At 66.3% G+C, this 23,275-nt stretch carries 21 protein-coding genes, 1 tRNA gene and 2 pseudogenes; 16 read left to right on the forward strand and 8 right to left on the reverse strand.

All coding sequences use genetic code 11. The annotated features are described in order from the left end of the window. The 3 genes from H5U26_RS10100 to H5U26_RS10110 form a co-directional block, all read left to right on the forward strand. Window positions 1-412, forward strand: a 412-nt coding sequence (locus H5U26_RS10100; protein WP_290619248.1) for a transposase, incomplete at its 5' end; no start/stop codon positions are given. A gap of 259 nt (window positions 413-671) precedes the next feature. Beyond that, window positions 672-1,352: a hypothetical protein gene (locus H5U26_RS10105; protein WP_290619250.1), complete on the forward strand. Its 681-nt coding sequence runs from the start codon at window positions 672-674 to the stop codon at window positions 1,350-1,352. Then, the gene (locus H5U26_RS10110) at window positions 1,342-1,878 is read left to right on the forward strand and encodes a hypothetical protein (RefSeq protein ID WP_290619252.1); all 537 of its coding nucleotides are present in this window, start codon (window positions 1,342-1,344) and stop codon (window positions 1,876-1,878) included. The genes H5U26_RS10105 and H5U26_RS10110 overlap by 11 nt, the downstream gene beginning before the upstream one ends. Before the next feature lie 74 nt (window positions 1,879-1,952). Here H5U26_RS10110 and H5U26_RS10115 read toward each other — a convergent pair. Then, window positions 1,953-2,195, reverse strand: a pseudogene (locus tag H5U26_RS10115) (IS110 family transposase); the annotation flags it as partial. 38 nt (window positions 2,196-2,233) lie between these two features. Between H5U26_RS10115 and H5U26_RS10120 the strand changes: the two are divergent. Further along, window positions 2,234-2,512, forward strand: a complete 279-nt coding sequence (locus H5U26_RS10120) for a type II toxin-antitoxin system RelE/ParE family toxin (protein ID WP_290619253.1) — start codon at window positions 2,234-2,236, stop codon at window positions 2,510-2,512. Then, window positions 2,512-2,805, forward strand: a complete 294-nt coding sequence (locus H5U26_RS10125) for a HigA family addiction module antitoxin (RefSeq protein WP_068802370.1) — start codon at window positions 2,512-2,514, stop codon at window positions 2,803-2,805. Before H5U26_RS10120 ends, H5U26_RS10125 begins: the two co-directional genes overlap by 1 nt. 230 nt (window positions 2,806-3,035) lie before the next feature. On the opposite strand, the gene H5U26_RS10130 is transcribed toward H5U26_RS10125, so the two are convergent. Next, window positions 3,036-3,362 (reverse strand): hypothetical protein, encoded by a 327-nt coding sequence (locus H5U26_RS10130; RefSeq protein ID WP_290619259.1) that lies wholly within the window; start codon window positions 3,360-3,362, stop codon window positions 3,036-3,038. A gap of 556 nt (window positions 3,363-3,918) precedes the next feature. On the opposite strand from H5U26_RS10130, the gene H5U26_RS10135 reads away from it, so the two are divergent. After that, window positions 3,919-4,464: a YaeQ family protein gene (locus tag H5U26_RS10135; RefSeq protein WP_290619261.1), complete on the forward strand. Its 546-nt coding sequence runs from the start codon at window positions 3,919-3,921 to the stop codon at window positions 4,462-4,464. Between the two features lie 121 nt (window positions 4,465-4,585). On the opposite strand, the gene mce is transcribed toward H5U26_RS10135, so the two are convergent. The 4 genes and pseudogenes from mce to H5U26_RS10160 all read right to left on the reverse strand — a co-directional run bounded on the left by mce (window position 4,586) and on the right by H5U26_RS10160 (window position 10,023). Further along, the gene (gene mce / locus H5U26_RS10140; protein ID WP_290619263.1) at window positions 4,586-5,005 is read right to left on the reverse strand and encodes a methylmalonyl-CoA epimerase; all 420 of its coding nucleotides are present in this window, start codon (window positions 5,003-5,005) and stop codon (window positions 4,586-4,588) included. Continuing rightward, a pseudogene (locus tag H5U26_RS10150) lies at window positions 5,002-7,074 on the reverse strand (acetyl/propionyl/methylcrotonyl-CoA carboxylase subunit alpha). Before H5U26_RS10150 ends, mce begins: the two are co-directional and overlap by 4 nt. 14 nt (window positions 7,075-7,088) lie before the next feature. Further along, complete coding sequence (locus H5U26_RS10155) at window positions 7,089-8,636, reverse strand: acyl-CoA carboxylase subunit beta (RefSeq protein WP_290619269.1); 1,548 nt, start codon at window positions 8,634-8,636, stop codon at window positions 7,089-7,091. Between the two features lie 94 nt (window positions 8,637-8,730). Beyond that, on the reverse strand, window positions 8,731-10,023 hold the full coding sequence (locus tag H5U26_RS10160) for a citrate synthase (protein ID WP_290619271.1): 1,293 nt from the start codon (window positions 10,021-10,023) through the stop codon (window positions 8,731-8,733). 259 nt (window positions 10,024-10,282) lie between these two features. Between H5U26_RS10160 and H5U26_RS10165 the strand changes: the two genes are divergently transcribed. Genes H5U26_RS10165 through pssA form a run of 4 tightly spaced genes read left to right on the forward strand, consistent with a single transcriptional unit; the run spans window position 10,283 to window position 14,310 of the window. Further along, window positions 10,283-12,013 (forward strand): acetolactate synthase 3 large subunit, encoded by a 1,731-nt coding sequence (locus H5U26_RS10165; protein WP_290619273.1) that lies wholly within the window; start codon window positions 10,283-10,285, stop codon window positions 12,011-12,013. Then, window positions 12,013-12,507, forward strand: a complete 495-nt coding sequence (gene ilvN, locus H5U26_RS10170; RefSeq protein ID WP_290619275.1) for an acetolactate synthase small subunit — start codon at window positions 12,013-12,015, stop codon at window positions 12,505-12,507. The genes H5U26_RS10165 and ilvN overlap by 1 nt, the downstream gene beginning before the upstream one ends. A 28-nt stretch (window positions 12,508-12,535) precedes the next feature. Continuing rightward, window positions 12,536-13,552, forward strand: a complete 1,017-nt coding sequence (gene ilvC / locus H5U26_RS10175; RefSeq protein ID WP_290619277.1) for a ketol-acid reductoisomerase — start codon at window positions 12,536-12,538, stop codon at window positions 13,550-13,552. Window positions 13,553-13,560: 8 nt separating this feature from the next. Then, a complete protein-coding gene (gene pssA, locus H5U26_RS10180; RefSeq protein ID WP_290619279.1) occupies window positions 13,561-14,310 on the forward strand; it encodes a CDP-diacylglycerol--serine O-phosphatidyltransferase in 750 nt (249 codons plus the stop codon). Here the strand turns inward: pssA and H5U26_RS10185 are convergent. Continuing rightward, window positions 14,231-15,628, reverse strand: coding sequence for a transglycosylase SLT domain-containing protein (locus H5U26_RS10185; protein WP_290619281.1), 1,398 nt, complete (start codon window positions 15,626-15,628; stop codon window positions 14,231-14,233). The genes pssA and H5U26_RS10185 overlap by 80 nt on opposite strands. 160 nt (window positions 15,629-15,788) lie before the next feature. Between H5U26_RS10185 and H5U26_RS10190 the strand changes: the two genes are divergently transcribed. Then, a tRNA-Ser gene (locus tag H5U26_RS10190) sits at window positions 15,789-15,879 on the forward strand. 268 nt (window positions 15,880-16,147) lie between these two features. Here H5U26_RS10190 and H5U26_RS10195 read toward each other — a convergent pair. Continuing rightward, window positions 16,148-16,702 (reverse strand): methyltransferase domain-containing protein, encoded by a 555-nt coding sequence (locus H5U26_RS10195; RefSeq protein WP_290619283.1) that lies wholly within the window; start codon window positions 16,700-16,702, stop codon window positions 16,148-16,150. Window positions 16,703-16,924: 222 nt separating this feature from the next. Here H5U26_RS10195 and H5U26_RS10200 point away from each other — a divergent pair, with 222 nt between their 5' ends. Genes H5U26_RS10200 through mtgA form a run of 5 tightly spaced genes read left to right on the forward strand, consistent with a single transcriptional unit; the run spans window position 16,925 to window position 23,274 of the window. After that, window positions 16,925-18,001, forward strand: coding sequence for an efflux RND transporter periplasmic adaptor subunit (locus tag H5U26_RS10200; protein ID WP_290619285.1), 1,077 nt, complete (start codon window positions 16,925-16,927; stop codon window positions 17,999-18,001). A gap of 8 nt (window positions 18,002-18,009) precedes the next feature. After that, window positions 18,010-21,078 (forward strand): efflux RND transporter permease subunit, encoded by a 3,069-nt coding sequence (locus tag H5U26_RS10205; RefSeq protein WP_290619287.1) that lies wholly within the window; start codon window positions 18,010-18,012, stop codon window positions 21,076-21,078. A 47-nt stretch (window positions 21,079-21,125) separates the two neighbouring features. Next, on the forward strand, window positions 21,126-22,109 hold the full coding sequence (locus H5U26_RS10210; RefSeq protein ID WP_290619289.1) for an NADPH:quinone oxidoreductase family protein: 984 nt from the start codon (window positions 21,126-21,128) through the stop codon (window positions 22,107-22,109). Further along, a complete protein-coding gene (locus tag H5U26_RS10215; protein ID WP_290619291.1) occupies window positions 22,106-22,567 on the forward strand; it encodes an isoprenylcysteine carboxylmethyltransferase family protein in 462 nt (153 codons plus the stop codon). The genes H5U26_RS10210 and H5U26_RS10215 overlap by 4 nt, the downstream gene beginning before the upstream one ends. Then, window positions 22,564-23,274, forward strand: a complete 711-nt coding sequence (mtgA, locus tag H5U26_RS10220; protein WP_290619293.1) for a monofunctional biosynthetic peptidoglycan transglycosylase — start codon at window positions 22,564-22,566, stop codon at window positions 23,272-23,274. Before H5U26_RS10215 ends, mtgA begins: the two co-directional genes overlap by 4 nt. Window position 23,275: the final 1 nt, after the last annotated feature.

The raw sequence follows: 23,275 nt of genomic DNA on the forward strand, positions 1-23,275 counted from the left end.
CACGGTGCTGACCACGCCGGCCAACGTCAACGACGTGACCCAGGCACACGGCCTGCTGCACGGGCAGGAAACGGTCGCGCTGGGTGATGCCGGCTACCAGGGCGTGGCCAAGCGTCCCGAGAATCAGGACGCACCGGTCACCTGGCACGTGGCGCTGCGCCCGGGCGTGCGCCAGGCCCTGCCCGACGACGCGCTGGGCCGGCTGCAGGAAAGGATCGAACAGGTCAAGGCGAGTTTGCGGGCGAAGGTCGAGCATCCGTTTCACATCGTCAAGAACCTGTTCAAGCACCGCAAGGCGCGTTACCGGGGGCTGGCCAAGAACCAGGCGCACTTGTTCACGCTGTTCGGCCTGGCCAACTTGGTGCTGGCCGGCTGGCGTTTGCGGGCGCGTGACGCCCTGCGTGTGTCCTGAGGACCGGTTCAGGTGCCAAACATCGGCCCAATACCCCCAAAACTGCCACCCGCGACCCGCCGGACACCCATTTTTTAGCCGTGACTGCCTTTCCTTGGTCATGCTTTCGGCGGCGAGGGATTGATCAGCGTTTCCTTAGGCCTCACAGGGAGTAACCGTGCCAATTCACAAGGACCGCAGACCCATCAGGTCACTTGAAGACTGGGAGCTGCTCGCTCCACCGAAGAGTAAAGGTCAGTGGGTCCAAGGTAGGAGCGCTATGGAGGTCGCGCGCGCTTGGACAGAGGATGGCGGTCTCCGGCTCCCCCAAGAGGTACTTGCCGCCTTGGAAGGTCACGCCGACTTCGGATCCGTCTTTGAATGGGAGGCCGAACCGGAAGCCAAGCTGCGCTTCGACAGCCTTCCTGGAGAAACCAGGAACACAGATTTGGCTGTTTACGCCAAGGATCGCCACGGGCCATACCTGTTGGCAGTCGAAGCAAAAGCAGATGAACCGTTCGCTTCAACGGTCGCGGAAACATTGGCCGCGGCCCTTGAACGGAAGCTGCTCAATCCAAGGTCCAACGGGCTCGCTCGGGTCGAACACCTCGCGACCACCATTCTCGGTGCACGGGCCAGCGGTGACCCTGAGGTTGGAGCTCTGCGGTACCAACTCCTCACTGCAACTGCTGGCGCTCTAAGTGAAGCAGAGCGCAAGGGCTTGCGACGTGTGCTCCTCCTGATCCACGAGTTCAAGACATCGAAGACAGACGACGAGAACCACAAGCGGAACGCGAGTGACCTGAATCGGTTCCTGCAGCGCATCTCACACAACACAGGGATCCGACACGCAGAGGGCGCACTGCTTGGGCCGTTTACCGTCCCAGGCCACGTCGCTGTTCAGCTCTATATCGCAAAGGTCGCCCGCAACTTGCGCGCCAGCATGCATTATGAACATTGATATCGCTGTGGAGTCTTGGTCAGCGACCAAAGATGTCGTAGTTGGCGTCTCCGCGCTTATTGGCATGGGTCTTGGAATTTTCAACTTCTGGAAGGCTCGACAAGACGAGAAAGTAAAGCTAGAGGTAATTCCAAAGGCTGTCATTCTTTCCAGAATTGATCAGAGAGGAAGAGAAATTCAATTCACGTCACCTCACAGAATCGATGGCGGAAAACTTCTAGACTTGGTGGCCATTGAGATCATCAACAGAAGTAAATTTCCTGTTGTCATAGCTACAGTCGGATTCGGGCGTGGCACTAGCGAGTCGTATCTACTAGTACCAGAGCCCATTATGAAAGATGGGGAGGCACTGCCCTGGCGCCTAGAGCCACGCGCGTCATTGGAGGTAAGGGCGCTACTTAGTCCAGTGCTGCACGCCCATCATAGGCGCGATAGGGAGTACGCTTTTGCTGTCACTGCTTGCAATCACACGGCTAGCGGAACGAGTGAAGCAATGAAGATACTGGTCGCGCAAAATGATGCATAACCATGCTTTCCAGCAAGCGTAGCCTGGATGCAGCGCAGCGAAATCCGGGATTCTTTAGGGCCTGGTAGATACTGTTATCCGGTCACCAAATGCAAGCTGGGATCAAACGGCCGCCCGGACTTGAGCACACCATAGGCCATACACAGCAGCTTTCGCATCATGGCGCCCAGGATCAGCAGCGGCGGCTTGCCGGCGATGGCCAGACGCTGCTTGAGCGCTCGGCCCCAGGCCGTGCGCATGGTGGCCACCATGGCCGGTATGTACAGAGCCTTGCGCAGCCGGGCATGGCCGACCTTCGGCCGGATGCGGCTACTCCGACCTTGACCGCGTTGCGCTACGCGCTACACTGGGCGGCGTGATCAAGTCATTCAAGCATAAGGGGCTGGAGGAGTTTTTTAACTCCGGCTCTACTCGCGGTATTCAGGCGGCACATGCCAACAAACTGCGTATGCAGCTGGCCGCTTTGGATACCGCCACAGTCATAGAAGACATGAACATCCCCGGCTACCGCCTGCACCCGTTGAAAGGCGATCACAAGGGGCTTTGGTCAATTACGGTCAACGGGAACTGGCGCGTCACGTTCGACTTCACGGACGGCAATGTCTATATCGTCAATTACGAGGACTACCACTAATGGCAATGCACAATCCTCCCCATCCCGGCGAGTTCATCCTGGCGACGTACATGGAGCCTTTTGGGGTCAGCTGCCGGTCCCTTGCCGAACACCTTGATGTGGCTGCTTCCACCCTTAATCGGATATTGAAGCAGCAGAGTGGCGTTAGCCCGGAAATGGCGCTGCGTCTGTCGAAGGTGCTCGGCCGCTCCCCTGAGAGCTGGCTTGCCATGCAGGATGCTTATGACCTTTGGGTAGCCAGGAAAACGGTCAAGCTGTCTGGTGTGCAGCGTCTCAATCTCGACGCCGCATGATCATTCGCGACAGGCACGACGGCCCTGACGGGCCGCGGCCTGAGTAAACGTAGCCCGGATGCAGCGCAGCAAGCGTAGCCTGGATGCAGCGCAGCGAAATCCGGGATTCTTGAGCCCCCCCGTAGATGGGTGAAGGCCGCCAGGCCGTAACTCATCGTCCGGGACCGGGCACACGCTCGGTCCCGACGCCGGTCATTCGGGCACCTGCGCCGGCGTGGGAACTGAGGCGCCTAGTGCCCGATCGAGAAAAAGAAGCAGCCGCCGCCGTCAGGGTCGCAGTAGCGGAACATCAGATGGGCATCGTCGTGGTAGTAGTGGCCGTGTCTGTGCAGGTGCGGATGCGCGCGGTAGTACCGGTCCCACTCGTTCCACGAGCGCCAGTGCCCGCGGTAGGTGTAGCGTTGGCCTTGGTGCTGATCGTGCCCGTAATGGCGGTGCTTGTCGTAGGGTCGCTCACGGTAGCCCGGGTAGTCGCCATGGTTGCGGTCTGCCAGTGCGGGACCGCTCGACACGGCCAGCAGCGAGAGGCACGCAAGGAAGCGGGTCAGACGTTTCACGAGGACTCTCCGAGGATCGCTGCCGGCCACGGCGGATGCGTGACAGCAATGATGCGCGAGACTAACCGGGCGCGGCGGCCGGACATTTGACTGCAGTCAGCGCAGCGCCAAGCGGCGCTGCACGGGCATCATCGGTGCGCAGACTTTCGGCGTACTTGGGAACGGCCAGGCTCGGGCCGAGGAAAACACAGGCTGAGAGCAGAACGGCAGGGCGCGGCATGGTCGGTTTCGTAGGTCAGGGAACCGCCGTTCCAATTTTGGCCCGCGTAGCGCGCAATAAGCGCAGCGAATTGCGCCGTATTGCGTTTGAGCCGAGCGGAATAAACAGGGCAAAGGTTGCGATCGCGATCCGACCGGTTATGGCTTCGCCCAACCCGTCCTGCGTGAACTTCGAAAACCGGGCATCCTGGCTGGGGCAACGTCACTTGCAGCCGGAAGCGTGGACCGATCGCGGATACCTTCGATATCGTCGGCGTACCCCACGCAGGTGGCAGGCACAATACGCGCAGCGCGCTCGGAAAATCCGCCGCGCCCCAGCATTCACGGACATGAACAAATGGCCCTCAAAGCCACCATCTACAAAGTCGACCTGCAAATCGCCAACATGGACCGGAATTACTACGCCGAGCACAACCTGACGCTGGCGCAGCATCCGTCCGAAACCGACGAACGCATGATGGCGCGCGTGCTGATGTACGCCCTGAACGCGCAGGAGGGCATCGCCTTCACCCGCGGCTTGTCCGAGACCGACGAACCGGAAATCTGGGTCAAGGACCTGACCGGCCAGATCACGCTGTGGATCGACATCGGCCGGCCGGATGAAGCCCGCCTGCGCAAGGCCTGCGGTCGGGCCGGGCAAGTGATCGTCCTGTGCCACAGCAGCAGTTGCGAGCTGTGGTGGAAGCAGATCCAGAGCAAGCTGACGCGCCTGACCAATCTGAGCGTGCTGCAACTGCCGGTGGCCGACAGCCAGGCCCTGGCCGCGCTGGCGCAGCGCACCATGCGCCTGCAATGCCTGGTGCAGGACGACGAGGTGTGGATCAGCACCGACGCCGAGCGCGTGTCGGTCAGGCTGAGTCCGCTCAAGGTGGCGGCGCAATAACAACCGCCGCATTCCGCTGTATGCACCGGTGCTCGGCGGGCTGATGTTCGGCTTTTCGGTGGCGCGCTTTCGGCGCCTGCTCGGCTGAGCCCGCCTGCGCAGCCGGCCGCGGCCGGGCCGTTCAGCCGGCTATGGCCGAGGTTTGCTCCAGCTCCATCAAAACGCCGCCGCAATCCTTCGGGTGCAGGAACACGACCGGCAGGCCGTGGGCGCCGATGCGCGGCTCGCCCAGCACGCGGATGCCGGCCGCCTTGACGGTGGCGATGGCGGCGGCCAGGTCCGGCACCTCAAAGCACAGGTGGTGCAGGCCGCCGTCGGGGTTCTTTTCCAGAAATTTGGCGATGGGTGACTGCTCGCCGAGCGGCTCCAGCAGTTCGAGCTTGGTGTTGCCGGTATCCACGAACACCGTCGTGACGCCATGTTCCGGCAGCGCCAGCGGCGCCGACACCTGCGCCGGCGAGGCCAGGGAGTCGCGATAGCGCTGCGCGGCGGCCTGCAGGTCCGGCGTGGCGATGGCGATGTGGTTCAGGCGGCCGATCATGGGTTTGCTCCGGGCTTCGGCCGATCTGCGCCCGGCCGGTCGAACTCGATCAGCAGCTGGTCGGCGTCCACGGTCTGGCCGGCGCTGATGTCGAGCTTGACCACCGTGCCGTCGCGTTCGGCGAACAGCACGTTTTCCATCTTCATGGCCTCGATGACGCACAGCGCCTCGCCGGCCTTGACCGCCTGACCGGCCTCCACGTACACGGCGATGACCTTGCCCGGCATGGGCGACAGGACGAGGTTCGAGGTGTCGGCAGCCTGCTTTACCGGCATCAACGCGTACAGGTCGTGCTCCAGGGCGGTCATTGCCCGAGTGCTGACCTGCTTGCCGCGGCGCGTGATGGTCAGCCGCCCCCCGGACTGGTCGACGCGAAAGCGCACCGGGTAGCCGTCGATGGTCAGTTCCTGCAACGCCTGCCCGGGCCGGTATCGGCCGTGCACGGCGTGCGTGTGCTCGCCGATGCGGAACTGGGCGCCGGTGTCGCTGACCTCGCCCACGTCCAGGCGCACTGATTCGCCCTGGATGGCGACATAGAACGTCTTGTCCTGACCGGCCATGGCTCAGCTCCCCTGCCCGGCGCGCTTGAGCAGCTTCCACGGACTGTCGGCATCGCCGGCGTGCACGTGGCGGGCGCGCAGTTCCTGCTGGGCCCGCACGTAGGCGGCGATCACCGCGAACAGCTCGCGCTCCTGCTCGTTGACCGTCGGCTCGTCGTAGCCGTCCGGGTACTCCTCGGCAATGAAGTTGGTGGAAATGTCGCCCGTCGCGAACCGCGGGTGGCTCAGCAGGCTGCCCAGGAAATCCAGATTCGTGGTCACGCCGCGGATGTCGTAGCTGTCGAGCGCATCCACCAGCCGCGCCGTGGCCTGGGCGCGATCCTCGCCGTAGGCAATCAGCTTGGCGATCATCGGATCGTAGTACATCGAAATCTCGCCGCCCTCGTACGTGCCCGAATCGACGCGAATGCCGGGGCCGGCCGGTTCCTGATAATCGGTGAGGCGGCCGATCGAGGGTAGAAAGCCGCGCCGCGCGTCCTCGGCATACACGCGCGCCTCGATGGCCCAGCCGGTCAGCGTCACGTCTTGCTGGCGCAGCGCCAGGGGCTCGCCGGCAGCTATGCGGATCATCTGCTCGACCAGATCGACGCCGGTCACCAGCTCGGTCACCGGATGCTCCACCTGCAGGCGGGTGTTCATCTCCAGAAAATAGAAATTGCGCTCCTGATCGACGATGAACTCCACCGTGCCGGCCGAGTGATAGCCGACGGCACGCGCCAGGGCCACCGCCTGCTCGCCCATGGCCTGGCGGACCTGCGGCGTCAGGAACAGGCTCGGCGCTTCCTCGATCACCTTCTGGTGTCGACGCTGGATGGAGCACTCGCGCTCGCCCAGGTACACGATGTTGCCCTGCCGGTCGCCGAGCACCTGGATTTCGATGTGTCGCGGGCGGGTGATGTATTTTTCGATGAACACCCGGTCGTCGCCGAAGCTGGAACGCGCCTCGGAGGCGGCGGCGCGAAAGCCCTCGGCCATTTCCTCGCGCCGGTTCACCACCCGCATGCCCTTGCCGCCGCCACCGGCGGTGGCCTTGATCATGACCGGGAAGCCGATGTCCTCGGCGATGCGCACCGCCTCGTCGGGTGTGTCGATGATGCCGACGTAGCCGGGCACGGTGTTGACGCCGGCCTCGACGGCCAGTTTCTTGGACTCGATCTTGTCGCCCATCGCGCGCACGGCGCCCTGCGGCGGCCCGATGAATACCACGCCCGCCTCTTCCAGCCGGCGGGCGAATTCGGCGTTCTCGGACAGGAAGCCGTAGCCCGGGTGCACGGCCTGTGCCCCGGCTGCGGATATCACTTCCAGGATGCGATCGATGTCCAGGTAGGAATGCGCGCTGGGTGCCGGGCCGACCGGCCAGGCCTCGTCCGCCATGCGCACGTGCAGGGCGTTCCTGTCGGCTTCGGAGTAGATGGCGACCGTGGCAATGCCCAGGCGCTGGCAGGAGCGAATCACCCGGCAGGCGATTTCGCCACGGTTGGCGATGAGGATTTTTTTGAAAAGCGGCATTTTATTTCAAAATCTTATAGCGGAATGTTGCCGTGCTTCTTGAACGGTCGCTGCACGCTCTTGTTGGCCAGCATGCGCAGCGCCCGGCACAGGTGCTCGCGGGTGCGGCTGGGCGTGATCACGTCGTCGATGAAGCCGCGTTCGGCCGCCACGAAGGGGTTCGCGAAGCGCTCGCGGTATTCCTGCTCCAGGCGCGCGGTCTCGGCAGCCGGGTCCGCCGACTGGTCGATCTGACGCCGGTACATGACCTCGACCGCGCCCTTGGGGCCCATGACGGCGATCTCGGCGGTCGGCCAGGCGTAGTTGATGTCGCCGCGAATGTGCTTGCTGCTCATCACGTCGTAGGCGCCGCCGTAGGCCTTGCGGGTGATGACGGTGAGCTTGGGCACGGTGGCCTCGGCGTAGGCATACAGCAGCTTGGCGCCGTGCTTGATGATGGCGCCGCGCTCCTGGGTGGTGCCCGGCAGGAAGCCCGGCACGTCGACCAGGGTGACCAGCGGCACGTTGAAGCAGTCGCAAAAGCGCACGAAGCGCGCCGCCTTGCGCGAGGAGTCGATGTCCAGCACGCCGGCCAGTACCTTGGGGTTGTTGGCGACGATGCCGACCGTGCGGCCTTCCATGCGGGCAAAGCCGATGACGATGTTCTTGGCGTAGTCCGGCTGGATCTCGAAGAAATCGCGGTGGTCGACGATCTTGTGGATCAGTTCCTTGATGTCATAGGGCTGGGTGGCGTTCTCCGGCACCAGCGTGTCCAGGGACGGCTCGGCCCGGTCGGCCGGGTCGTCGCACGGGTAGCTGGGCGGGGTTTCCAGGTTGTTAAGCGGCAGGAAATCGAACAGCCGCCGCGTCTGGACCATGGCCTCGATGTCGTTCTCGAGCGCCAGGTCGGCCACGCCGGACTTGGCCGTGTGGGTGACGGCGCCGCCCAGGTCTTCCGAGGTCACGTCCTCGTGGGTGACCGTTTTGACCACGTTGGGCCCGGTCACGAACATGTAGGAACTGTCCTTCACCATGAAGATGAAGTCGGTCATGGCCGGCGAGTACACCGCCCCGCCGGCGCACGGACCCATGATGACCGACAGCTGCGGCACCACGCCGGAGGCCTGCACGTTGCGCCAGAAGATTTCCGCGTACCCGCCGAGCGAGGCCACGCCTTCCTGGATGCGTGCGCCGCCGGAGTCGTTAAGGCCAATCACCGGCGCCCCGACCTCGACCGCGCGGTCCATGACCTTGCAGATTTTCTCGGCGTGGGTCTCGGACAAGGCGCCGCCGAAGACCGTGAAATCCTGCGAGAACACGAAACTCAGGCGGCCGTTGATGGTGCCGTACCCGGTGACCACGCCGTCACCCGGAAACTGCTTGTCGGCCATGCCGAAATCCTGGCAGCGGTGCTGCTTTAGCGTGTCCAGCTCGCAAAAGGAACCGGCATCCAGCAACAGATCGATGCGCTCGCGGGCCGTGAGCTTGCCCTTGGCATGCTGGGCGGCGATGCGATCCGCGCCGCCGCCGAGCTTCGCCGCCGCCCGCGCGCTGTCCAGACGATCAAGAATGCTGCCGCTCAAGCGCTGCTCCCCCTCGGATACGGAAAACCCGGCCAGCGGCCGGGATCAGGATGTAGGTCGGCCCGCCGCGCGGACCGACACCAGCCCGGGCGGCTCAGCCGCGGGCTTCGATCGGCACGTAGTCGGTCTTGGTCGGGCCGACGTAGATCTGGCGCGGGCGGCCGATCTTGGCCTTCTGTTCCAGCATCTCCTTCCATTGGGCGATCCAGCCCGGCAGACGGCCGATGGCGAACATCACGGTGAACATGTTGGTCGGGATGCCCATGGCGTGGTAGATGATGCCGGAGTAGAAATCGACGTTCGGGTACAGCTTGCGGTCGACGAAATAGCTGTCCGAGCGGGCCGCTTCCTCCAGCTCCTTGGCGATCTTCAGCAGCGGCTCGTCCTGCTTGCCGAGCTTGGCCAGCACCGTGTCGGCGGTGCGCTTGATGATGGTGGCGCGCGGATCGTAGTTCTTGTACACGCGGTGGCCGAAGCCCATCAGGCGGAACGGATCCTTGGGATCCTTGGCCTTGAGGACGAACTTTTGTACATCGCCGCCGTCGCGGGCGATTTCCTCCAGCATCTCCAGCACTTCCTGGTTGGCGCCACCGTGCAGCGGCCCCCACAGCGCGAGGATGCCGGCCGACACGGCCGCAAACAGGTTGGCCCGCGAGGAACCGACCAGGCGCACGGTGGACGTGGAACAGTTCTGCTCGTGGTCGGCGTGCAGGATCATCAGGACTTTCAGCGCCTTGACCAGGTCGTCATCGACCACGTAGGGCTCGCACGGCACGCCGAACATCATGCGCAGGAAGTTGGCGCAGTAACCGAGGCTGTTGTCCGGGTACAGCAGCGGATGGCCGATGGATTGCTTGTAGGCGTAGGCGGCGATGGTGGTGATCTTGGCGATCAGGCGCACGATGGACAGCTCGACCTCTTCCGGTGTCTGGTCCATCTTGGCCAGCTCCGGGTAGTAGGCCGACATGGCGCACACCGCCGACGACAGGATGGCCATCGGGTGCGCACCCGGCGGAAAGCGGTCAATGAGTTCCTTCAGGCCCTCGTGGATCATCGAGTGGCGGCTCACCTGGGCGCGGAAGGCCAGCAGTTCCTGTCGCGTCGGCAGGTGGCCATAAATCAGCAGATAGGCGGTTTCCGTGAACGATGACTGCTCGGCCAGTTGCTCGATCGGAATACCGCGATAGCGCAGGATGCCCTGCTCGCCGTCCAGGAAGGTCACGGCGCTGGTGGTGGCGCCGGTGTTCATGAACGCCGGGTCCATGGTGATGTAACCGGTCCGGGCGCGCAGATCGCTGATGTCGATCGCCTTTTCCCCTTCGGAGCCGGTCATGACCGGGAATTCGTATGTCTGCCCTTCGATTTCGACCTTGACGCTGTCGGCCATCGTGATTCCTGGTGTCGGGTGATCAGGGGACTGCGCCCCGCACGCGGGTAGCGCCCGGGCCTGCAACGCGCAGCCGAGGACTCATTCGGTCGCCCGGTGCTGCAGCGCGGAAGCCCGATTCTAGCAGCGGCCTCGCGCAGCCAACAACGCAGCGCCGCGGCGCTGACGGCAGGGTCAAATCTGCTATCCTTGCCGACCTTTTTTTGCGGGCTCGCCGTCCGTAAAACCTTTTTATCCAGCACACCCCCGCGGAGGGCAGGTGGAACTCACCGGCGCCGAAATCATCGTCCGTTTCCTGCGCGATCAGGGCGTGCGCCATGTATTCGGCTACCCGGGCGGCGCCGTGCTGCACATCTACGATGCGCTCTACGGCCAGCAGGAGGTCGAGCACATCCTGGTGCGGCACGAGCAGGCAGCCACCCATGCCGCCGACGGCTATGCCCGCGCCACCGGCGAGCCGGGCGTGGTGCTGGTCACCTCCGGCCCGGGCGCGACCAATGCTGTCACCGGCATTGCCACCGCCTATATGGACTCGATCCCGATGGTGGTCATCACCGGCCAGGTGGCGACCCACCTGATCGGCAACGATGCCTTCCAGGAAGCGGACACGGTCGGTATCACCCGCCCCTGCGTGAAGCACAACTTCCTGGTCAAGGACGTGGCCGATCTGGCGCTGACCCTGCGCAAGGCCTTCCATATCGCCACCACCGGCCGCCCCGGCCCGGTGGTGGTCGACGTGCCCAAGGACGTGACGGCCAATCGCGCGCGTTACGCCTATCCGGCGCAGGTCGAGATGCGCTCCTACAACCCGGTGCAGAAGGGCCATCCGGGGCAGATCCGCAAGGCAGCGCAGTTACTGGTCAAGGCCAAGCGGCCGATGATCTACAGCGGCGGCGGCGTGGTGCTGGGCAAGGGGTCGGCGCAGCTGACGCAGCTCACGCGCCGGCTGGGCTTTCCGATCACCAACACGCTGATGGGCCTGGGTGCCTACCCGGCCGACGATCGGCAGTTCCTGGGCATGCTCGGCATGCATGGCACCATCGAGGCCAACATGGCCATGCACGAGTGCGACGTGCTGCTGGCCGTGGGCGCTCGTTTCGATGACCGGGTCACCGGCGAGCTGTCGAGCTTCTGTCCCTACGCGCGCATCATCCACGTCGACATCGACCCGGCCTCGATCGCCAAGAACGTCAAGGTCGACGTGCCCATCGTCGGCACCGTGGTGTCGGTGCTGGAAGACCTGCTGGCGGAGCTCGAAGCCCTGGGCCAGCAGCCGGATGGCGAGTCGCTGAAGGCCTGGTGGGCGCGCATCGAGACCTGGCGTGCGCAGCAATGCCTGGCCTACGACAAGACCGGCGAGCTGATCAAGCCGCAGGCGGTGCTCGAAGCCCTGCACCGCATCACCGGCGGCAATGCCTACGTGACCTCCGATGTCGGCCAGCATCAGATGTGGACGGCGCAGTTCTATGGTTTCAATCAGCCCAATCGCTGGATCAATTCCGGCGGCCTGGGCACCATGGGCTTTGGCCTGCCGGCGGCACTGGGCGTGAAAATCGCCTACCCCGACGCCGACGTGGTGTGCGTGACCGGCGACGCCAGCATCCAGATGTGCATCCAGGAGCTGTCCACGGCCAAGCAGTACGGGCTGCCGGTCAAGGTCGTCAACCTGAACAACCGCTATATGGGCATGGTGCGCCAGTGGCAGGAGTTCCAGTACAAGGGGCGCTACTCCCACTCGTATATGGACGCCCTGCCCGACTTCGTGAAGCTGGCCGAGGCTTATGGCCACGTCGGCATGCGCATCGAGCGCCCGGCGGACGTGGAAGGCGCCCTGCGCGAGGCATTTGCCCTGAAGGACCGGCTGGTATTCATGGACTTCATCACCGACGCCTCGGAAAACGTCTATCCGATGGTCGAGGCCGGCAAGGGCCAGCACGAGATGCGCCTGTCGCCCTATCAGCAGGGTCTGCGTGACCGGGAACTGGCCTGATGCGGCACATCCTGTCCCTGCTGCTGGAAAACGAGCCCGGCGCCCTGTCGCGCGTGGCCGGCCTGATCTCGGCCCGCGGCTACAACATCGAATCCCTCAGCGTCGCGCCCACCGACGACCCCAGCCTGTCGCGCATGACGCTGACCACCAGCGGTGACGATGCCATCGTCGAGCAGATCACCAAGCAGCTGAACAAGCTGGTGGACGTAGTCAAGCTGATGGACGTCACCGAAGGCGCGCACATCGAGCGCGAGCTGCTGCTGGTCAAGGTCAAGGCCGCCACCGCCGCCGCCCGCGACGAGATCGCCCGCCTGACCGACGCCTTCCGTGGCCGGGTGGTCGACATCAATCGCGCCAGCTGCGTGGTGGAAGTGACCGGCAAGGGCGACAAGCTGTCCGCCTTCATCGCCGCCCTCGACCCGGCCAGCATCATCGAGCTGGTCCGCAGCGGGCCCTCGGCCATCTCGCGCGGCGCCAAGGCGCTGCGTTCCTGATTTTTCTGTCCATCCTGCGGTAAGCACCATGAATATCTTCTACGACAAGGACGCCGACCTTTCCCTCATCCAGGGCAAGAAGGTCACCATCCTGGGCTACGGCTCGCAGGGCCATGCCCACGCGCTGAACCTGAAGGAATCGGGCGTCGACGTGCGCGTTGGCCTGCGCGAGGGCTCGACTTCCGTGGCCAAGGCCAAGAACGCCGGGCTGACCGTGCTGTCGCCCGAGCAGGCGGTGCGCGAGGCCGATGTAGTGATGGTGCTGGTGCCGGACGAACACCAGGCGCAGCTGTACCTGGACGTGATCGCACCGAACCTGAAGCAGGGCGGCGCGCTGGCCTTCGCCCACGGCTTCAACATTCACTTCGGGCAGATCGATCCGCGGGCCGATCTTGACGTGTTCATGATCGCGCCCAAGGGCCCCGGCCATCTGGTGCGCAACACCTACACCCAGGGCGGCGGCGTGCCGTGCCTGATCGCCGTGCATCAGGATGTGTCCGGCAGCGCGCGCAACACGGCCCTGGCCTATGCGTCGGCCATCGGCGGCGGGCGCGCCGGGGTGATCGAAACCAACTTCCGCGAGGAAACCGAAACCGACCTGTTCGGCGAACAGGCGGTGCTGTGCGGCGGCACCTCGGCGCTGGTGATGGCCGGTTTCGAGACGCTGGTGGAAGCCGGCTACGCGCCCGAAATGGCCTACTTCGAGTGCCTGCATGAACTCAAGCTGATCGTCGACCTCATGTATGAGGGCGGCATTGCCAACATGCGTTACTCGATCTCGAACACCGCCGAGTACGGCGACTTCACGCGCGGCCCGCGCATCGTGACCGACGAGACGAAGGCCGAGATGCGGCGCATCCTGAAGGAAATCCAGACCGGCCAGTTCGCACGCGACTTCATCGCCGAGAACCGCTCCGGCGCCCCGATGCTCAAGGCCATGCGCCGCCTGGGCCAGGAGCACCCGATCGAGCAGGTCGGCGGCAAGCTGCGCGACATGATGCCGTGGATCAAGGCCAGCCGCGTGGTCGACCGCTCGCGCAACTGAGCCGGCGCATGGACGGCGAGCAAACGCCTGGCGGCCGGCGGCGGCGCGGCATCTACATACTGCCGAACCTGTTCACCACGCTGGGTCTGTTTGCCGGCTTCTATTCGATCGTCGCCGCCGGACGGGGCCAGTTCGGCCCGGCCTGCATCGCGGTGTTCGTGTCCATCATCACCGATGGACTCGATGGCCGGGTGGCGCGCCTGACAGGCACCGAAACCGACTTTGGCGCCGAGTACGATTCGCTGACCGACATGGTCGCCTTCGGAGTGGCGCCGGCCCTGCTGGTGTATGACTGGTCGCTGCAGCACCTGGGCAAGATCGGCTGGCTGCTGGCGTTCTTTTACGCGGCGGCGGCGGCCCTGCGGCTGGCCCGCTTCAACACCCAGCCGCAGGTCTACGGCAAGAAATACTTCCAGGGTCTGCCCAGTCCGTCGGCCGCAGCGCTGGTCACCAGCGCCGTGTGGGCGGGCCATTCCTATGGCTTTCCGGCCTGGGCGGGCATGCCGCTGGCCCTGCTGGTGGCCATTGGTGGTGGCGGCCTGATGGTCAGCAATTTCCGCTACTACAGCTTCAAGGATTTCGACCTGCGAGGGCGGATCCCGTTTTTCGCCGCGGTGCTGATTGCCATCGGCATTGCCGTGATATCTACCGACCCGCCGCTGGTGCTGCTGGGCCTGTTCATGAGCTACGCCGTGTCCGGCCCGGTGCTGACACTGCATCGCCGCCGACGCTTGCGGCAGGGCCGTCGCGCCGGCTGAGGCCGAAGCGCGTCTTGGCGTCCGGCGCGCCGTCGGCGCTGAGCAGGGCAAAGTACCGACGCACGCTTTCGACGTGGTAGACCGGCTCCCAGCCACGCGCGCCGCGCTGGACCTTGGGCAGGGCCCGGCGCACCTCGGGCCAGCGGTTCGGGTTGCCACCCTGCGCCTCCACTGCCCGACGCGCACGGGCCAGACCGCCCGGCCCCAGGTTGTAGGCGACCAGCGTCAGCCAGGTACGGTCCGGTTCCGGCACCGAATGGCCAAGATCGGCTCGCAAACGGGCCAGATAACGGGCGCCGCTATCGATCGAATACCGCGCATCGAAACGATCTCCCTCGCCCAAGCCGCGGGCCGTGGTGGCCGTGAGCATCATCAGACCGCCTGCGCCGCGCGGCGACTCGGCGCGCGGATTCCAGCGCGATTCCTGATAGGCGAGCGCCGCCAGCAGGCGCCAGTCGATGCCGTGCTCGGCTCCGGCGCGCCGGAACTGGGCCTCGTAGCGCGGCAGCTTGGTTGCCAGGGCCAGCCGGAAGCCATCCAGGTCGACCACCTCAAAGCGACGGCGCAAGCCGCGTTCCTGTTCACGCAGTTGGGCGATCAGCCCACTCTTGCGGGCCTTCAGGAAAAACCGGTCCACCTGCCGCGCCAGCGAATCGTCCCGGGTGTGACGCAGTACCCACGCAATCTGCCCCGGCGGTCCAACTGCCTCGCCCAGACGCAGCGCCGGCAGGCGCTGCCGTGCCCGCAGCGCTTCATCGCGCTGCGCCAGCGTGCAGGGAATGTCCCCGGCCGACACGCGCTCGAGCAACGCCACGGTGCCCATGGGCGCGATCGGCGCGAGGCGGATCCGGCGAACGCCGGCCCGGTACAGCCGCGAGACATAGCCGTCGCTGCCGGAGATGAGAATCTGCCGCAGCGCGGCAGCCGCCCCCACGTCCGTCGGCAAACGTGCCGCGCCATTGCACACAACGTGCGTTTGACTGTCGGCATAGGCCGGAGCCGCGCGCAAATGGTCCGGCAAGGGCTCCGGCAAGGGCTGTCCGGGGACGGCGATATCCACCTCGTCCCGTGCCAGCATGTCCAGTAGCGCGACCTGCGATTCGGCCTCGATCAGGCTGACGGTCACGTCCAACCGGTTCGCGAACTCGCGCAGCAGCGCGTGGTGCATGTCCTGAAAGGCCGCGTGATCGATGCCAGGATCGACCGGCACCGCGGCACGCAGGGTTCCGGATCGCTGCACGCGCTCGAGCCGGGACGGCTGCGGGTAGCGCTGCGCCAGATCCGGCCAGTACAGAAGCATCAGCAGCAGGGCGGCCACCAGACTGGCACCCCACCACTCGGGGAGTCCATATCGCAGGGCTGAGTCCTCGACAGACTGCGCCGCGGTTTCGGTGTGTCGAAAACCGCCATCGGCACGGGGGGCGGATGGTATATTAGGCGCGCTCCACGGCAAACCTCAGGCCTCACGGCCATCCTGCGGAGAGGTACCGAAGTGGCCATACCGGCGCGGACTCGAAATCCGTTGGGGGCGTAAGCTCCACGTGGGTTCGAATCCCACCCTCTCCGCCAATTTTCCGCCTTGAACCGGCCTGCGAGCGGTTCTGGCCACGCAAGACCTGCACCTGAAGAACGCCCGCCCGCCCCACTGCGGGGCGGGCGACCGTCCGTCAAGCAAGCCTGATTTTCCGATGACTCACAAGATCAGTGGCTTGCAGCCACCGATTTTGACAGCGTGTCCTTGCGCTGCGGGAACTGCTGAATACTTCAGCGTTTCCTTGAATCGCCCAGGCCGACGCCGGATTGACAACCGCCGCGTCAGACGCGAGCAAACGGCGCCTCACGCAACACAACTGTAGACCAACGCCGGTGGTGCGTTCAGCAGTACCGGATGAATGTCCAGACGGCCGAACAGCTCCTGCAGGCTGCGCCGGAAACGACGACTGGTCGGCAGCACCTGTGCATGCACGAAGCTGTAGGACACAAAGGCCCCGCCCGGTCGCAGTGCCGCGCGCACGGCGTTGACGACCGAGGCCTGGTGCACGGCGCTGAAATTGGCAAACGGGAGCCCGCAGACCACCGCATCGACCTGCGGTATGCCGCGCTCGGCAAGCACCTCGGGCAGGCGCTGCGCGGCGGCGTTGATCACCTCCACGCGCGGGTAGCGGGTGGCCACGTAAGCCGCCAGTTCGGGATCGAGTTCCAGCGCCAGTAATCGGCACGCCGGGTGAGCCCGCTGTGCCAGAAGACGCGTGAAGGCACCCGTGCCCGGTCCGAGTTCCACGATCACCCGGGCGCGGGCAAAGTTGATCGGGTCGGTGATCTGGCCGGCCAATGCCGGACTGCTGGGAAATGCCGACCCCATGCGCAGGGGATTGGCAAGAAAGGAACGCAAAAAGCGGATATCCAACAGTGACTCCCTCCTCACAGCGCATGGTGGCCGGCACCTTACGCGCGCGCAGCCGCCTGTACAAGGTACGCATCCGGCGTTCATGACGTTTATTTTGCTCGCCGGCGCATGCGTACCGTGCCGGCGCAGCGGCCACGCCTGGGGCGTTCGGCGGTTCAATCCGCAGTGCTACCCTACCGCCCCCTCGCAATGGACCGCGCGGTCAGCATGGATCTCATCAAGGCTCTTCGACGGATTGTTGGCGCCGGTGTGTTGGCCGCCGCTCTGCCGCTCGCCGGCTGTTCGCGGCAGCAAGCCGACCTGCCCCCGCCGCGCCCGGTGCGCGCCGTGCAGGTGCCGGCAGCCGGCGACCGCACGGGCCAGCAACACTACGCGGCCCGCATCGAGGCCCGGCACGAGACGGTGTTGGCGTTCCAGGTCGGCGGCCGGGTAAGCGCCCGACTGGCCGAAGTCGGCGACACGGTCGCAGTCGGCGCCGTTCTGGCCCGTATCGACAGCAGCGATCTGCGCCTGCGCGAGCGCGACCTGGCAGCCCGCCTGGCGGCCAGCCGGGCCGAGCGCGCGGATGCGGCGAGTGCGCTGCGCCGGACGAACGAACTACGACCCAAAGGCTTCGTCAGCCAGGCCGAGTTCGATCGCGTCGCCTACCGGGACCAGGCGGCCGCGGCGCAGGTCGAGGCCCTGACCGCCCAGCTGGGCCTCGCCGCTCGGGATCTGGCCTACGCCGCGCTGACGGCGCCGGCCGCCGGCGTGATCACCGCGCGCATGATCGAGGCCGGCCAGGTGGTCGGCGCCGGCCAGCCGGCCTTCAGCCTTGCGCAAGTCGGGCAGATCGAGGCGGTCTTCGACCTGCCCGAACACCAGCGCGCCGGCTTGCCGGACACCGTCCAGGTCACGCTGTGGACGCAGCCGGATCATCCGCTCACGGCCAAGGTGCGGGAAATCGCGCCCCAGGCCGCCGACGGCAGCCGCACTTACCGCGTCCGCGCCACGCTGCCGGTTAGCGATGGCCCGCCGCCCGGCCTTGGCAGCAGCGCCACCGTCGCGTTTGCCGGGTCGGTCGCGCTGCCGGCCATTCCGCCCACGGCCGTGCTCAAGCGCGACGACGGCCAGCCGGCGGTGTGGGTGGTCGACGGCCAGGGAACGGTGCGGCTGCGCCCGGTGACGCTCGGCCCGGTGCAGGGCGATCGGGTGGCCATCGCCGGCGGCCTTGGCGCCGGTGACTGGGTGGTGACGGCGGGCGTGCACGATCTGCGCGACGGCCAGGCCGTCAACCTGCCCTGAGCGGCCGCATGTCCCGCTACAACCTGGCCGAATGGGGTCTGCGCCGCCCTGCCCTGACGGCCTACCTGATCGGCCTCATCCTGGTGGGGGGCGCGGTGGCATTTTTTGGCCTGGGCCAGACCGACATGCCGGACTGGACCCTGCGCGCCATGCCGATACGCGTGTTCTGGCCGGGCGCCAGTGCCGAGCAGATCGAGCAGCAGGTGGTCGACAAGATCGAGCGCAAGCTGCAGGACACGCCGTACCTGAAAAGCCTGGTCAGCACCTCCAAGCCCGGCGAGGCATGGATCTGGGTCAACCTCGAAAACAGCCTGACCGATCCGAAGACCAAGGTGCCGGACATCTGGTACCAGGTGCGCAAGAAGGTCGGCGACATCCGCGACACCCTGCCGCCGGGCGTGCAGGGGCCGTATTTCAACGACGAGTTCGGCGACGTCTACCCGCTGGTGTACGGCATCTGGGGCGACGAGTTCAGCTACGCGGAGCTGAAGGATCAGGCCGACTGGCTGCGCGAGGAGCTGCTGCGTCTGCCGATCGTCGAGAAAGTGGTCCTGATCGGCGCCCAGCCGCAGCGGGTGTACCTGAACCTGTCGACGGCGCGGCTGGGCAATCTGCGTGTGAGCCCGCTGGCGCTGACCGAGGCCATCGCCGGCCATAATGCCATGCAGGCGGCCGGCCAGATCGAGAACACCAGCGATCGCCTGCGCCTGCGCCTGGGCGGCCAGTTCGGCAGCGTGGACGACGTGCGCCGGGTGCCGGTGCCGGCGGCCGATGGCCGGCTGCTGACGGTGGGCGATCTGGCCGAAATCAGCGCCGGCTACCAGGACCCGGCAGAACAGCTGATGCGCGTGAACGGCCATCCGGCGGTGGGACTGGCCATCTCGATGGCTGCCGGCGGCAATGTGGTCGATCTGCGCCGCGACGTGGTGACGCTGATGCAGCGCCTGGAGGCCGGCTTGACGGTGGGCGTGCACACCACACTGGTCGCGGACGAGCCGCAGGTGGTCACGCACACGCTCGACAAGTTCCTGTTCAAGCTGGCGGTGGCCGTCGGCATCGTGCTGCTGGTCAGCTACGCCACGCTGGGCTTGCGGTCGGGCCTGGTGGTGGCCACCGCCTTTCCGCTGGTGCTGGGTGCCACCTTCATGGCCATGCAGGTGATGGGCATCGACCTGCAGCGCATCTCGCTGGGCGCGCTGATCATCTCGCTCGGCCTGCTGGTGGACGACGCCATCATCATTGTCGAGATGATGCAGGTGAAGATGCGCCAGGGCCTGGACCGCTTCCACGCTGCCAGCGCTGCCTACACCAGTACCTCACTGCCCATGCTGACCGGCACACTGGTCACGATCGCCGGCTTCATGCCGATCGCGCTGGCGAAATCGGCGCTGCGCGAGTTCATGTTCGGTCTCTACGGCGTGATTGCGGTGGCCTTGCTGGTGTCCTGGCTGGTGTCGGTGCTGTTCACGCCCTACCTCGCTTACCGCATGCTGCCGGCGCAGGTAGCGCACCACGACGAGGTGTACGACACGCCCTTCTACAGGCGCCTGCGCGGCCTGGTGCGCGCCTGCGTCAACCGCCCGGGGTGGGTGGCGGCAACGGTGGCGCTGCTCGTGGGCCTGGCCGCCGTGGCCGGAAGGCAGGTCGAGAAACAGTTCTTTCCACTCACCGACCGGCCGGACCTGATCGTCGAAACCTGGCTGCCGGAAGGCAGCTCCTTCGCCGCCAACGAGACGCTGGCCAAGGATCTGGACCGCCTGCTGGCCGGCGAGGCGGGCGTGGTGCGCTGGGTGAGCTACATCGGCTCCGACACGCCGCGCATCTTCACGGACCTGTGGATCGAGCTGCCCACCCACAACGTCATCAAGACTTACGTCCAGACCACCGACCGGCCGACGCGCGATCGCCTGCGCGAGGCGCTGCGCACACGCATCGCCGGCGAGCTCCCGCAGGCGCGGGCGCGGGTGAACGTGTTTCCGTTCGGCATGCCGGCGCCGTCGTCGATCGAATACCGCATCACCGGCCCGGACCGCGCCACGCTGCGCGAGTTCGCCGCGCAGGTCCGCGCCGTCATGCACGATCACCCGCAGACCAGCGGCGTCCATTACAGCTGGCGCGGGCCGGTCAGCACGGTGCGGCTGGATCTGGACCAGGCGCGCCTGACGGCACTCGGACTGTCCGCGCAGCGCCTGGGCGAGTCACTCGACATGCTGCTGTCGGGGCGGCCGGTGACGCAGCTGCGCGACCGCGACGAGACCATCGACGTGGTGCTGCGCCTGACTGAGGACGAGCGCACGCGCCTGGGCTACCTGCCGAATGTGCCGGTACCACTGGCCGACGGCTCCAGCCTGCCGCTTGGCCAGCTGGCTCACCTTCAGCCGGCGGTGGAGGAAGGCGTGGTCAGCCACTACAACCGCGTGCCAGCCATCATGGTATATGCCGACCTGCCCTGGTACGTGCAGCCACTGGACGTGGATGCCCAGCTGCGGGACCGGCTCGATGCCATACGCCAGCGCCTGCCGCTGGGGTATCACCTGGAGATCGGCGGCATCGGCGAGCTCAGCGCGGAGGTGGATGAGGCCATCGGCGCGGTGATGCCGATCATTGCCGTGGCCATCGTGACGCTGCTGATGCTGCAGTTGCAGCACCTGGGCCTGACGCTGCTGGTGCTGGCCTCGGCACCGCTGGGCCTGATCGGCGTGCTGGTCACGCTGTGGGTGGCGGACCTGCCGCTGGGCCTGGTGGCGCAGCTGGGGGTGTTGGCGCTGGCCGGCATCACCATGCGCAATACAGTGATCCTGGTCGACCAGATCCGCCAGGACGTGGCGGCCGGTTTGAGCCGCCACGAGGCGGTCATCGAATCGACCGTGCGCCGCTTCCGGCCCATCGTGGTGACCGCCGCCGCCGCCATCCTGGCGCTGCTTCCGCTGCTGACCGATCCTTTCTGGGGACCGATGGCCTATGCCATGATGGGCGGACTGTTGGTGGCCACGGTGCTGACCGTACTGTTCGTGCCGACGCTGTATGCGGCCTGCTTCAGGGTCCAACCCTCACCCGCTGCGCCGCCGCCCGTCTGACGAGGAAATCCTCGCCGCCCCTTGCCGACTCCGAGGATACGAACGCGATGAACGCCTGGCTGGTCCGCGACTGGTGCACGCCCGAACAGATGCAGTGGACCGACCTGCCCCTGCCCGAGCCGGGCCCCGGGCAGGTGCGCGTCAAGGTCGCCGCCGCAGCGCTCAACTTTCTGGACACGCTGATGATCGGCGGGCGCTACCAGGAACGCCCGCCCCTGCCGTTCACGCCCGGCGTCGAACTGTCCGGCACCGTGGATGCCGTCGGCACGGATGCCGCGCTCACGGTCGGCGATCGCGTGTGCGGGCTGGTCGGCTATGGCGCCTTCGCCGAGTACGCCTGCGTCGATGCCGCAGACCTGTACCGGGTGCCGGAGGCCGTCGATCTGGTCGATGCCGCTGCGCTGCCCGTGGTCTACGGCACCGCTCACCATGCCCTGCTGGAACGCGGCCGACTGCGCGCCGGCGAGACCTTGCTGGTGCTGGCGGCGGCCGGCGGCGTCGGGCTGGCCACGGTGCAACTGGGCCGGGCGCTGGGTCTTCGCGTGCTGGCGGCAGCCGGCGGCGCCGACAAGTGCGCCCTTTGCCTGCAGCACGGCGCCGAGCAGGCCTTCGACTATCGCGAGCCGAGCTGGACCGAACAGCTCAAGGCGGTCACCGCCGGTCGCGGCGTGGATGCCGTGCTCGATCCGGTCGGCGGCGATTACACCGCTCAGGCGCTGCGCCTGCTGGCGTTCGGCGGCCGGCTGCTGATCGTCGGCTTTGCCGCCGGAGCGATTCCTGAAATCCCGGCCAACCGGCTGCTGCTGAAGGACCTGTCGGCGCTGGGCGTGATCTGGGGCGCCTGGCGCCGCCGCAATCGGCCGGCCGCAGCACAGCAGATGGCCGACCTGTTCGATCTGTGGCGACAGGGCGCCATCGCGCCGCTGGTGTCGCAGCGCCGGCCGCTGCGCGACGCGCCGCAGGCCATCGCCGATCTTGGCGCGCGCCACACCACCGGCAAGGTATTGCTGATTCCAGAGGACACGAAATGAGTGCCGAAACCCCGCGCGTACCCCTGCCGCCGCCGATTCTGTATGCCGTCGCCATCGGCCTTGGCCTGTGGCTGGAACGTCCCCTGCCGTGGCCGCTGCCCGGTGGCGCACTGCGATTCTGGAGCGGCGTGGTTCTGATCGCTTTGGCCGTGGCGCTGTTCGGGCTGTGCCTGCGCGAGCTGCGGCGCCACCAGACCACCATCAACCCGCAGCGGGCGGCCAGCAATCTGGTCGAAACAGGCCCGTTTCGCTTCAGCCGCAACCCGATTTATCTGAGCCTGACCGTGCTGCAGGTGGGCCTTGGCCTGCTGGCCGGCAGCACCTGGGTACTGCTGATGCTGCTGTGGGTGCTGCCGGTCATGCAGCGGCTGGTCATCGCCCGCGAGGAGGAGCACCTGCGTTGGCGTTTCGGCCAGGAATACGCCGACTACTGCGCGCGGGTGCGCCGCTGGCTGTGAGCCGCGCCGCCCGCGCGCTGCGCGGATTGCTGCGGGCACTGCGTTGCGCGCTTCTGATCTGGCTGGCGGTGACTGTCGGGGCAGTGCTGGTGCTGCGCTGGCTGCCGCCGCCGACCACCTCGTTCATCCTGCAAAACCGCATCGCCGCGCTGCGCGCCGGGTACGGCTTTTACCCCTACCCCTATCGGTGGGTGGATTACGAAGGCATCGCGCCGGTCATGGCGCTGGCCGTGGTGGCGGCCGAGGACCAGCGCTTTCGGGAGCACCATGGCCTGGACCTGACCGGCATCCGGCAGGCGATTCGCGACAACCAGTATCGCAACCGCCCACGCGGGGCCAGCACCATCACCCAGCAGACGGCCAAGAACCTGTTTCTTTGGCGCGATCAAAGCTGGCTGCGCAAGGGCATCGAGCTGTACTTCACTGGCCTGCTGGAACTGCTGTGGCCCAAGCAGCGCATCCTGGAGGTCTACCTGAACATCGCCCAGTTCGGCGGCAGCGTGTTCGGTGTGGAGGCCGCGGCGCGTACCTATTTCGACAAACCGGCAGCGGCCTTGACCCGCCATGAAGCCGCCCTGCTGGCGGCAGCGCTGCCGTCGCCATCGCTGCTGCGGGTGGACGCCCCATCGGACTATCTGCGCCAGCGCCAACGCTGGGTGCTGAACCAGATGCGCCTTTTGGGGCCGGGCTACCTGCAGGGTTTGTGAG

This window comes from Immundisolibacter sp. (assembly GCF_014359565.1).
GTDB lineage: Bacteria > Pseudomonadota > Gammaproteobacteria > Immundisolibacterales > Immundisolibacteraceae > Immundisolibacter.